Raw genomic sequence first — 8835 nt, 5'->3', positions numbered from 1 at the left:
ACTCATGCTGCCAGTCCTCCTGTTGCCCAAGCGGGTGCCTGCGTGCGGGTTGCGGATCTCAAGGTAGCTGACCGTGACCGCGGGTTGCGCGCGAGTTCGGCGTCCGATGGACGGACCGCCTTGTCAGCTTTGTCAAAAGTGGGTTCGGGGCCGTCGCTGCCGACCATCGGGACGTGGCGCGATCCAGCAGCTTCTGCTCCGCTGCGGCGGCGCAAAAATTGCTTCACGATGCGGTCTTCAAGGCTGTGAAAAGTGACGACAGCCAGGCGCCCGCCGGGTTTCAACATACGTTCGGCGGCTTCCAGACCGTCGGTCAACTCATCAAGTTCGCGGTTCACATGAATGCGGATTGCCTGAAACGCGCGCGTTGCGGGGTCCTTGGGCGCGCCGGGCTTGTGACCAACGGCCTTGCGGACAATCGCGGCCAGTTGCGCGGTGGTTTCGATTGGCCGGGCAGCAACAATGCTGCGCGCAATGCGGCGTGAGCGGTGCTCTTCGCCGTAGCGGTAAATGATATCCGCAATGTCGGCTTCTTCGGCTTCGTTCACGAAGTCAGCGGCCGACATCCCGTCCTGACCCATGCGCATGTCAAGCGGGCCGTCCTTTTGAAAGGAGAAGCCGCGTTCGGCGCGGTCAAGCTGCATTGACGACACGCCTATGTCGAGCACGACGCCATCGACCGAGGATATCCCGTCGGCGATTAGGACATCGTCCATGATAGAAAAACAGGCCGAGTAAAGGCGCAAAGCACCTTCACTGCGGCCTGCAAGGTCCGCACCTTCTTTGAGGGCATCGGGATCGCGGTCGAACGCGTAAACGCGCGCACCGCCAGCCAGTATCGCTTGGCTGTATCCACCTGCACCAAAGGTGCCATCCACGATCTCAGCGCCAGGGGTGATGGCCAGAGAGTGAATTACTTCATCCAGTAGGACTGGAATATGGGGGGCGAGCGCGCTCATTTGTCGCGCTTGCCTTGGGACAGCCAATAATTCAGCTCGTCCTTAACCGGGTTAAATGCTGCGGGTGCCTCCTTCAAGAAGACATCGGGGTTCCACAGCATGAAATGCGTTGTCGCGCCAAAGAAGAAGGCGCGGTCATCGATGCGGCCAAAATGCTTGAGCATGGGCGACAGAACAAAGCGGCCACTGGCTTCAAAGGCGGTTTCGAAGATGGATGAGGCAGAGACGCCCGCCAGTTCGCGGTCGAAGTCAGTGCCGCGATTGACTGCGCTTTGCCATTGCGCCTCAATGTCGGCGCGCAGCTTCAGGCGCTCCGACCCGCCAAAGCCGATCAGGCAAGGCAGGCTTGCATGGCGCGAAATGCAGACATTGTTGCTGCCGCTCGATTGCTGGACGCTGTCACGAAGTTCGGCGGGAATCGTCGTGCGGCCTTTGGCGTCGACACCCGACACCCCAGAACCTGCATAGACGACCAAATTTGACACTGCGTAAATCACCCCCCGAAAAAGGGCGCAGATTGCCAATCATGGCGAAGCACTTCGCCATGCGGACGCCGTAACGACCGATAGAATCAGGAATCCACCCCTTAGGAAATTACCTGTAGCAGGGGATTTCATGGATGAAAAGAGGGATTTTCTGGAACAAAATTTTAGCTTGGTGCGAAAATATTGAAATTACAGAGCTTTTAATTCTGCACTCAAATAAATTTTGCAGCACGCACATACATATCTGGTGTCAATTTGCCCTGAGGAGCCCAACTTTGCCACCTTTTTCGCCCAATCGCTGTCTGCTTGCCTCATTTTCCCACAATATCCCTGTCGAGCTCCGCATTGATAGACAGCTTGGACAGAAGCGACTCTGTCCATTGCAGATTGGCAAATTCATCCGCCCCAGTGATCATCCGGACGCCCCGCCCCTCCCAATAAGCGGTATCTAGCAGATCGGCATCGGCAACCAACAACGCCCGGCCCTTCCCGATCCGGCAATCCGCCAACAGATTTTGCGCGGCGATGACGCAAGGTGCATTCGCGTTGCTGTCTTTAGGCAGCCATTCACCGGGTGTCGGCGTCCGGATTTGAAAATTGCCGATATTGCGAACGGCAACAGGCTTTTCGTCGGTCATCGGCAGGACAAGCTCAATACCCCAATGCGTGAACAAAGGTGACAGCATCGATGTGAACAAGGGCCGGCGTCTGTCCCCCAGCGGATAGAGGCTACCCCATTGCAACGCCGGATCAGCGAGAATTAACACGCGGCCACCCTGCCGCACCCAAGCGTCCAGCCGCACAAGCTCTTGCGGACTGAACGCGCGCGGTTGCGCGAGGAAGAGCAGTTGCTTGGGCTTTGGCGTCCATGCGATGAGGTCATCGATAGGCTGGATTTCATATTGGCGGCTGAGGCGGACAAAAGCGGGGTGCGGCTCGGCATCTGCGGCAAGGTCTGCCTCGATGCCGCCTTCGCTCCACTGCAGCGGCAGCGTCGTCATCATCGCCAACACGGGCTTTGGTCCATGGGTATCAGGGCGGCTGGCGATAAAGCCCGCAATAACCAGCCCAACCGCCGCGATCAGGAGCACCGCAATAAGCAGCCGTCTGCCGCCGCCGAAACGGGTCAAAACATCGGTCATTCTGTAATTACTGCCGTGGCGCAGGCGCGGAGGGTCGCGTCACTTGCGCCGAACCCTTGGTGTTCCGCTGCGCGTCATCCTTTGCGACCGGCGTCACGCCCAATTCGGCCAAAGGCTCATCAGGCATCTGGTCTTTGTTATCGGCGACGGGTGATGTCTCTGGCATTCCGCCTGCCTGTGGCCCCTCGCTCACGCGGTCGAGGACCATGCTGGCAAGCGTCACGAACAGCAAAACCACTACGAGACCAATGACACCCACCTGAATACGCTGCATGGCGGATTGCCTTTGTTCGACCATCTGCATTCTCCCGAAGCCCTAAGCCCAAAACGCCTTTAGCTATCCTGTTGCCAAGGCATGATGGGAAGATTTTTGCTGCGCATCCACGCAGGGTTATACAAAGTCGATAAATACCGGAAGCCCGTATCGCACAGGATCGTCGCAATCCGCTTGCCCGGCCCCAACTTCTTCCCCAGCGCCACAGCGCCTGCCACATTGATTCCTGACGAAAGGCCAAGGCACAGCCCTTCCTCTGCCAACAGACGCCGAACCCAGATCAGGCCCTCCTCGTCCGAAATGCGGAACTGGGTGTCAATCGGCGCGCCATCAAGATTGGCGGTAATACGGCCCTGTCCAATGCCTTCAGCGACCGAATTGCCTTCTGAGCTTAATTCGCCACACGCATAATAATTGTACAACGATGCGCCATGCGGGTCAGCCAGGGCTATCGTCACGTGCTCATCCTTCGCCTTGAGGCCAAGCCCAACACCGGCGATTGTGCCGCCTGTTCCGGCAGCGCAGATAAAGCCGTCAACCCTGCTGTCCATCTGTGCCCAGATTTCCTCGGCGGTTGTCTCGATATGTGCGCGCCGGTTGGCGATATTATCGAACTGATTGGCCCAAACCGCATTTTCGGTCTCTTCAGCCAAGCGGCGAGAGGTGTGTACGAAATGTCCGGGGTTGGAATATGGCGCGGCGGGGACGAGCACGAGCTCTGCACCCAGCGCCCGCAACGTATCCTTCTTCTCCTGACTTTGCGTTTCGGGCATGACGATGATCGTATTGTACCCAAGCGCGTTGGCGACCAGCGCAAGTCCAATGCCGGTATTGCCAGCAGTGCCCTCGACGATCGTCCCGCCGGGTTTCAAAAGCCCCTGCTGCTCGGCATCGCGCACGATATAAAGAGCGGCGCGGTCCTTTACCGAAGCGCCGGGATTCACAAATTCGCATTTGCCGAAAATGTCGCAGCCAGCCACCTCGCTTGGCCCTTTCAGGCGAACGAGCGGCGTATTCCCAATCAAATCCAGTGTTGAAGCAAGCGTGTTCATAGAGGTGACAGCTAGGCGCGTTCATAGGCAATCGCAAGCCAGTCTCGGCCTGTGTGCTGCACAATCCACCCGTCGCGCCGCGCCAGAAATTGCGAATGGTCGAAAATATGCATTTGGGTATTGATATAATATATCATAGCCTTTAGGGGATCGCCATCGCCCCCAAACATTCTTTGGACGTCACAAAACCCATGAAAATTGTTCAACCCGTTACCTGGTCCGCAAGCTTAGTCGCCATTTCGCTGGCCATGTTCGCCCCTGCCCACGCGCAGGAGAATGCCTCGGCACCGAAGGCCGCCACCACGCAAGCTGACGATTTTCACAGCGCCGACGAAATAGTTGTCACGGCACCTTATGTCGAACGGCTGGATATTCTGTCCGGCACGTCGACCGTGTCGGGCGAGATCCTTGCGGAAAAAACCAGGGCGCAAATCGGCGATATCCTGACTCAATTGCCCGGCGTTTCTGCCACCAGTTTTGCACCAGGCGCCTCGCGGCCCGTATTGCGGGGCTTTCAGGGCAACCGTGTCGCGGTCCTTACCGATGGCATTGGAAACATCGACGCGTCGAACACCTCGGCAGACCATGCGGTGACCATCGATTCGCTGACGACAGAACGCATTGAAGTCCTGCGCGGGCCCGCCGTGCTGCTGTTCGGTGGATCGGCAGTGGGCGGCGCGGTCAACGTGATCGACAAACGCATCCCGCGTTCTGTCCCTGATGAACCCGTGCATATCGACGCCCTTGCGAGCTATGGCACCGCGGCACGTGAAGTCGCTGGCGGCGCTTCTGTCGATATCCCCTTGGGCGACCGGTTCGTTGTCCACACCGACGCAAGCTACCGCAAAAGCGATGATATGCGTATTGGCGGCTTTCTCCTGTCGCGGTCCGCCCGCGCAGAAGCGCTTGGCTTTGCTGATGCGCAGCAAGCGCTTGGAAATGTCACTGAAGCAGGGTTCGCCCGCGATCTTGCAAATATGCGCGGTAGGCTTCCCAACAGCGGTGTCGAAACCTGGAGCGCTGGCGCTGGCGCCGCCTTTATTGATTCAGGTGGAAATCTTGGCGTTTCGTTGAATATTTTCGATACCAAATATGGCATTGCCGAGCGGCCCGAACTGGGCGTCGCACCCGCAGAAGGCGGCGTTGCCATTGACCTTCGCCAATACCGGCTTGACCTTCGCGGCGAAGTCGAATTGGGGGATGGCATGTTCGACAAGCTGCGCGTCCGGTCCGGATTTGCCGATTACCGCCATGTCGAATTGGAGGGCGGAGAGGTCGGCACCTTGTTCCTGAGCGAGGCAATCGAAACCCGCGCCGAGCTTACCCAAAATGACCGCGGCGGCTGGCGCGGCGCATCGGGCGTGCAATATCTTACCCGCAATTTCGACGCCATTGGCGCAGAAGCGTTCGTGCCGCCGACGCAAACACGCGCACTTGGCGTGTTCACTCTTCAGGAATTTGCCTTTGGCGACCTTGATACAGAAATAGCGCTCCGCTTCGACCGCGCCGACCTTGATGCCAAAACCTTGGGATTGGCGCGCGGGTTCAACAACGTGTCGGCGGCAATCGGCGCCGGCTATAATATTGGAGCGCTGAAACTTGGCGTAAACCTGTCGCACACTGGCCGCGCGCCTGCGGTCGAAGAACTATATTCCAACGGCCCGCACCTTGCGACCCAGTCATTCGAAGTCGGCGATCCTGACCTTCGGAGCGAGAGAAGCTGGAACGGCGAATTATATGCACGCTTCGACGGCGACGCGTTCGATTTCAGCGCGACCGCATTTGCCAACCGTTTTTCCAGCTTTATCTACGAAGGTGAAACTGGCGCAGTCGAAGATGACCTTCCCGTTTTTCAATATTTTCAGCGTCGCGCGCGCGTCTGGGGCATTGAGGCAGAGGCAAGCGCTCGACTGGCGACCTTTGGCGCATTCGACCTCACCGCCGACGGCGTTGCAGATTATGTCCGCACCAATATCCGCGGTGAAGGCCCAGCACCTCGCATCCCGCCACTTCGCCTGTTGGGTGGTGTGGAATTGAAAAGCGCCATCATCGATATTCGCGGCGAGGTCGAATGGACCGATGCCCAGACGCGTGTCGCGGGCTTTGAAACCCCCACCGACAGCTTCACTCTCGTCAATGCATCGGCGACCTGGCGGCCATTTGGACGTGACCGCAACATTGCGATCATCGCGTCGGCAAACAACATTTTCGATATGGATGCACGGCGCGCTGCGTCGTTCACAAAAGATTTTGTGCCATTGTCGGGTCGTGATTTTCGGGTCACTGCACGGATTAGCTTTTGATTGTCAGCATTTGTTCAGGCAAACGGTTGCAACGCGAGCTTTTTTACAATCGGGAGAATATCATGCGAAAAATCACCATCCTCGTCCTGATGTCCGCAGCCTTGATGGTATCGGCGTGTAACACGGTCAAAGGTCTTGGCCGCGACATTGAATCGGTCGGTCAAGCTGGCGACCGCGCCACCTGAATCAAGGCCAATTTGCGGAACATTTTTGCGGTGCGCTCGTTGTTGTTCGAGGACTGAATTTTCAGACCACGATATCGGAGAACATCATGCGTAAAATTGCAACGATCATCCTGCTTTCGGCATCTTTGCTGGCCGCTGCTTGCAATACCGTCAAGGGCGTAGGCGAAGACATTGAATCCGTCGGCGAAGCCGGCGACCGCGCGATTTAATCACCGCGCTGATTCAAACTGAAGATGGGGCTGGAGGGTAACCTCCGGCCCCTTTTGGTTTTGGGGGGTGGGGTTAGCTTTTGCGGCCTATCGCCATGCGAGAGCCACATTAAAGTGTTTCCCGCTCCGTGACCCTGAACTTGGTTCGGGGTGTAACGTGCAGCACGCCAAAAGCAAGAATGGCTAAATGGATCCTGAAACAAGTTCAGGATGACGATGTGGGTGGCGGGTAAGGGCTCCGGCACAATAACTCAACCATTCGTCATCCTGAACTTGTTTCAGGATAACAAACCACCGTTGCCCGTTATCCTGAAACGAGTTCAGGATGACGAGATTTTGGGGCGCACCCTCAATATTTCCAACACGCGCAACAAATTTTCCTACAAAACTGGCGCGCAGCTTTACGACACAGAAAAAGGGACGGCCGACGCGGAAGCGCTGGTGCTGCTTCCGGCTGATGGTGTTTGTGGATTAAGGCTCGATTGTTCCATCAGGCTAGTTCCCGGAGCCGCCTTTATATTGGCTGTCACGCTTCCCTGGGGGTGAAGGTTTCCAAAATCCCCAAGGCCATCCAAAACGAACGGGGCGGTTTCCCGCCACATGCAACCTATTTTGCGCTGTTCAGAGCTTGATGCAACAGGCCCTTTTGAAGGCTGAAGCAAGCACCCTATCGCGCCGGCCGTGCTGCCGAGTTGCCCCGCCAGCGTTCCCATCATCCCGACCCACGTTCTAGACCGCAGCCTGAATGACGCGAATCAACTAACCGATATGGTTATTTGTAGGAAAGCGGTTTTTGGAAGTGCAGGTGTTTGCGTGTCGTTGAGCCACTCAACGGGTCGTCATCCTGAACTCGTTGGTGCGCTGCATGCCTTTGGGCTCCAGCAACTCAACCCTTCGTCATCCTGAACTTGTTTCAGGATAACGCACAAGCGTCGCCTGTTATCCTGAAACAAGTTCAGGATGACGACGTGGGATTAGGATGACAACTGGAGGGAAGATCACGCATAGGGTGATGATGACGAACTAGAACTCAACAACCCTACAACGCAGGCTCTTCGACCACCTCGGTCTTTTTGCGGCGGCGGCGGGTGAACCAGATGGCGATCAGCGCCAATTCATATAACAGGCACAAGGGCAAGGCGAGCAGCAGCTGCGAGACTATGTCGGGCGGCGTCAGCACAGCAGCAATCGCGAACACGCCAACAATGGCGTAGCGTCGCGCACCGCGCAATTGCTCAAGCGTCACGATCCCGGCTCGCTCAAGCAGCATCAGCAGCACGGGCAGCAGGAAGGAGACGCCAAAGCCGAAAATGAACTTCATCACGAAGCTCAGATAATTGTCCACACCGGGTAACGCCTCCTGCTGGACGCCGCCGACATTGCCACCAAAGCCAAGCAGATATTTGAGCGCAACGGGTATCGCCATATAATAAGCCATCGCCGCGCCGATGATGAACAGGACCGGCGTAGCGAGAAGGAATGGGAGGAACGCGTTTTTTTCCTTGGTATATAGGCCAGGCGCGACAAAGCGCCATAATTGCGTTGCGAACACGGGAAAGGAGAAGAAGGTCGCCGCAAAGAACGCGACCTTGATCTCGACAAAAAACGCTTCGAAAATAGCGGTGTAGATGAGCTTCGTCTGGCCCGATTCCAGTAAAGGCTGGACCAGAAACCCGAATATTGGCCGCGCGAAATACAGGCTAGCGCCGAAAGCGACCGCAAGCGCGAAAAAGCTCCAGAGTAACCGGCTGCGCAGTTCGATCAGATGATCGAGCAAGGGCATTTTGCTGTCATCAATCTCGCTCATGCTTTGCTCGCTTTTTCACCCGCAGGCAGCGTTTCAATGGGCAATTCAGGTTCGATCGGTGTTTGCGGCTGCATATTAACTTCGGGCTCGGATGGCGCTTGTCCGTCATGCCCTGCGTCGCCTACTATATCGGCGCGCGGGTCGGCGGGATGCGCGCGCATGATACGCTCGTTTTCCGCCTTCCACTTTTTTTCGAGCTCTTCGAGTTCAGACTGGCGGATCATCTCGTCAAATCCAGACCGGAAATGCGCCGCAACGCCGCGTGCCTTGCCCACCCATTTGCCGACGACGCGCAACACGCGTGGCAAATCCTTTGGCCCGATGACAAGCAGGGCCACAAGGACAACCAGCATCAGTTCGGACGAGGCAACGTCAAACACGTCAGGCCCCCGGCATCGAGGGCAAAGCTGGCATCATAA

Annotated in this window: 11 protein-coding genes; 4 read left to right on the top strand and 7 right to left on the bottom strand. The window is 57.1% G+C overall.

Features of this window, described 5'->3' with window-relative positions; all coding sequences use genetic code 11:
- Positions 1-2: 2 nt before the first annotated feature.
- From rsmH to ACLL9E_RS04685, 5 genes are all read right to left on the bottom strand, one after another.
- Positions 3-959 (bottom strand): 16S rRNA (cytosine(1402)-N(4))-methyltransferase RsmH, encoded by a 957-nt coding sequence (gene rsmH / locus ACLL9E_RS04705; protein ID WP_411290584.1) that lies wholly within the window; start codon positions 957-959, stop codon positions 3-5.
- Entirely contained in the window at positions 956-1444 is a 489-nt protein-coding gene (locus ACLL9E_RS04700; protein WP_411290583.1) for a division/cell wall cluster transcriptional repressor MraZ, read from the bottom strand. Before ACLL9E_RS04700 ends, rsmH begins: the two co-directional genes overlap by 4 nt.
- Before the next feature lie 311 nt (positions 1445-1755).
- The gene (locus ACLL9E_RS04695; protein WP_411290582.1) at positions 1756-2586 is read right to left on the bottom strand and encodes a Gldg family protein; all 831 of its coding nucleotides are present in this window, start codon (positions 2584-2586) and stop codon (positions 1756-1758) included.
- A 7-nt stretch (positions 2587-2593) separates the two neighbouring features.
- A complete protein-coding gene (locus ACLL9E_RS04690; protein ID WP_411290581.1) occupies positions 2594-2860 on the bottom strand; it encodes a hypothetical protein in 267 nt (88 codons plus the stop codon).
- Positions 2861-2919: 59 nt separating this feature from the next.
- On the bottom strand, positions 2920-3912 hold the full coding sequence (locus ACLL9E_RS04685) for a cysteine synthase A (RefSeq protein WP_411290580.1): 993 nt from the start codon (positions 3910-3912) through the stop codon (positions 2920-2922).
- A gap of 191 nt (positions 3913-4103) precedes the next feature.
- Between ACLL9E_RS04685 and ACLL9E_RS04680 the strand changes: the two genes are divergently transcribed.
- The 4 genes from ACLL9E_RS04680 to ACLL9E_RS04665 all read left to right on the top strand — a co-directional run bounded on the left by ACLL9E_RS04680 (position 4104) and on the right by ACLL9E_RS04665 (position 7155).
- Positions 4104-6215 carry a TonB-dependent receptor gene (locus tag ACLL9E_RS04680; protein WP_411290579.1) on the top strand — a complete coding sequence of 704 codons (2112 nt, stop codon included), beginning with the start codon at positions 4104-4106 and terminating at the stop codon, positions 6213-6215.
- Between the two features lie 89 nt (positions 6216-6304).
- Positions 6305-6400, top strand: a complete 96-nt coding sequence (locus ACLL9E_RS04675; RefSeq protein ID WP_411290606.1) for an entericidin A/B family lipoprotein — start codon at positions 6305-6307, stop codon at positions 6398-6400.
- Between the two features lie 86 nt (positions 6401-6486).
- On the top strand, positions 6487-6609 hold the full coding sequence (locus ACLL9E_RS04670; protein WP_397580361.1) for an entericidin A/B family lipoprotein: 123 nt from the start codon (positions 6487-6489) through the stop codon (positions 6607-6609).
- A 210-nt stretch (positions 6610-6819) separates the two neighbouring features.
- Complete coding sequence (locus tag ACLL9E_RS04665; RefSeq protein ID WP_411290578.1) at positions 6820-7155, top strand: hypothetical protein; 336 nt, start codon at positions 6820-6822, stop codon at positions 7153-7155.
- 493 nt (positions 7156-7648) lie between these two features.
- Here ACLL9E_RS04665 and tatC read toward each other — a convergent pair whose 3' ends face one another.
- Both tatC and tatB read right to left on the bottom strand, forming a co-directional pair.
- Positions 7649-8416 carry a twin-arginine translocase subunit TatC gene (gene tatC / locus ACLL9E_RS04660; protein WP_411290577.1) on the bottom strand — a complete coding sequence of 256 codons (768 nt, stop codon included), beginning with the start codon at positions 8414-8416 and terminating at the stop codon, positions 7649-7651.
- Complete coding sequence (tatB, locus tag ACLL9E_RS04655) at positions 8413-8796, bottom strand: Sec-independent protein translocase protein TatB (RefSeq protein WP_411290576.1); 384 nt, start codon at positions 8794-8796, stop codon at positions 8413-8415. Before tatB ends, tatC begins: the two co-directional genes overlap by 4 nt.
- Positions 8797-8835 lie beyond the last annotated feature (39 nt).

It is taken from the genome of Sphingorhabdus sp. (assembly GCF_046596595.1).
Taxonomy (GTDB): domain Bacteria; phylum Pseudomonadota; class Alphaproteobacteria; order Sphingomonadales; family Sphingomonadaceae; genus Sphingorhabdus_B.
The sequence above is the reverse complement of the archived record's forward strand: the minus strand, read 5'-3'. Positions and strand labels throughout refer to the sequence as shown.